A 1,962-nucleotide genomic window follows, 5' to 3' on the forward strand; every position below is an offset into this window, starting at 1 on the left:
ATTGAACTGTCTTACCGCAAGATCATGTGGGAACACACAGTCTCCGGCACGTCTGGTGCTGATGACTGGCGCGCGCCTGCTGCTTAAACCTTCCTTCCGGAGGGAACTGGAAGTCAGATCCGGGCCAGCTTTGGCCCGGACACTGCCTATGGGCGAGTTAAACGATAGGCAGCATTTGATTTGGGCCTGATCTGCGGAGTTGGAATATGCAACCTGTCTCTGGCAAAGCCTCAGCAAAGCGCGGCTACTTGCGCAGCTTCTTTCGCAGCTTGCTGTGGCGCCGGCGTAAGGTGGAGGCGGTAGCTGAAGCTGCACCGCAAGAGTGCGATCCGGCAGGCACGGCGCATGTGGTCTTGCAAGGCCGTGACCGGCCTGAACGGTCTTCTGATGCACTGCATGAAGATCTGTCTGAAGAACTGGAGATCCGGGGTTTTCTGGATCAGTTTCCCGGCCACCGCTTGATTGTCAAGCCCGGGGATCAGCCGCACAAGGAGATATTCTGATGGTTTATCCGCTGGCGGAACAACGTATGGCAGCAGAGCTGATCAATCCACGCCAGGAAGAAGCTGTGGTGATGGATATGGAGCTCTTTGCGCAAGCCGTAGTGGACGCCCATCAAAGCCTTGGAACAACAACCGGCGGTGCCCTGGACTTGGCGAGCCTGCCAGTGCTGCTACGCGATATGAAGGGTGGTCAAACACTCCTAAAAGAAATCGGCCTGCAGGGGCGCTATTACACAAAGGTAGTGAACGGCAAGACCTATGTGGTGTTTAAGGGATACTCCGCCTTGCGTGAGACCTTGAAGGGTACACGGTATCTGTCCACGTCCCCCAAAGTCGTTGCCTTTGGCATTGGTCCGGAGGCACTAAAATCAGCAGGCAGGTCAAACGCAGTCATCATGATCACCTGCTATGTAGTGCTCGATGTGATGCAGTTCATCATGAGTGATGAGCAACTCTATCACGAGCTGTTTGCAAACATCATTACAGATGTTGCTATTGGTACGGTGGCACTGGCTGCCGGAACGTTGGCAGCTGGTTGGTTGGCTGGACTGACTGTGATTGCGCTTCCCGCCCTTGCAGTTGCTGGAGGAGCGATCGTTGTTGGAATGATCGCTGGTATTGCTTTAGCCGAACTCGATAAGGCATTTGGTATTCGGGAAAAACTTGGCCAAGCTCTGCACTGGACGGGTAAGGCAATTGCCCATGGAATTCAGGAGACAGGGCAGATCATTCGTGAAGCACAAGTTTCCATGCGCCAGAAGGTGGAAGAGTTTGAACGCCGCAGCAATAGTTTTTTGTACCGTCTAGAGCGTGAGATCATTTGGCACTTTGGCGGTTCGGATCTGTATAACCAGATCTACCGGAGGTAGCGATGTTTGACTGGTGTTTTGACCGCATTGAGAAATCCGCGAATTGGCTTGCTGCTGATCTCAAACGGACACATGTCGCAATGCTGTTTTTGGATTGTCTAGTTATCTTTCTGTGCTGGGTCATCCTCTCTGACATCTTTCTTTTATTCGGACAGACACAGGACCTTCTGATTGTCCCACGCGGAAAGACCCAATGGGTTCTTGGAGGGCTTTGTCTTCCTGTTCTCCACTACGCTCTTACCCCTTGGGGCCAAAGATGGGTCAAGAGCTCGGTTAAAAGCTTTTCGGTCGTGTTCTTAACCGTTGCTGTTGGCGGGGCGTTTCTTGGGGTTGTGCTCACCGACTACGCCCGTACTCAGGCTATCGCAGCTGGATACCGCTCCTGTGACCAAACTTTCCTGAATGACTTTCAGCGCGATGACGAAACACTGGTTGCTCCCAGTGTGTTGTGTCCGCCGTCTTCCTCTGCTGGCAAACCGTATCCACCGCCGGAGGTGATGCACCAGCTAAGTTCGCCAGATCACTCCTAATTCTTATAGATCCTTTGTTTTTTCTTTTGCCAGTGAGTTTGTTATGAATGCTATTGTCCA

At 52.7% G+C, this 1,962-nt stretch carries 3 protein-coding genes and 1 pseudogene; all 4 read left to right on the forward strand.

Going from position 1 to position 1,962, the window contains the following annotated elements; translation table 11 throughout:
- Window positions 1-87 (forward strand): annotated as a pseudogene (locus PPL9_RS34765) (type VI secretion system tube protein Hcp); the annotation flags it as partial.
- 119 nt (window positions 88-206) lie between these two features.
- Entirely contained in the window at window positions 207-503 is a 297-nt protein-coding gene (locus PPL9_RS08755; RefSeq protein WP_057462351.1) for a hypothetical protein, read from the forward strand.
- Window positions 503-1,372 carry a hypothetical protein gene (locus tag PPL9_RS08760; RefSeq protein ID WP_057462352.1) on the forward strand — a complete coding sequence of 290 codons (870 nt, stop codon included), beginning with the start codon at window positions 503-505 and terminating at the stop codon, window positions 1,370-1,372. Before PPL9_RS08755 ends, PPL9_RS08760 begins: the two co-directional genes overlap by 1 nt.
- Before the next feature lie 2 nt (window positions 1,373-1,374).
- Entirely contained in the window at window positions 1,375-1,902 is a 528-nt protein-coding gene (locus PPL9_RS08765) for a hypothetical protein (protein ID WP_057462353.1), read from the forward strand.
- Window positions 1,903-1,962: the final 60 nt, after the last annotated feature.

Source organism: Pseudovibrio sp. POLY-S9 (assembly GCF_001431305.1).
GTDB lineage: Bacteria > Pseudomonadota > Alphaproteobacteria > Rhizobiales > Stappiaceae > Pseudovibrio.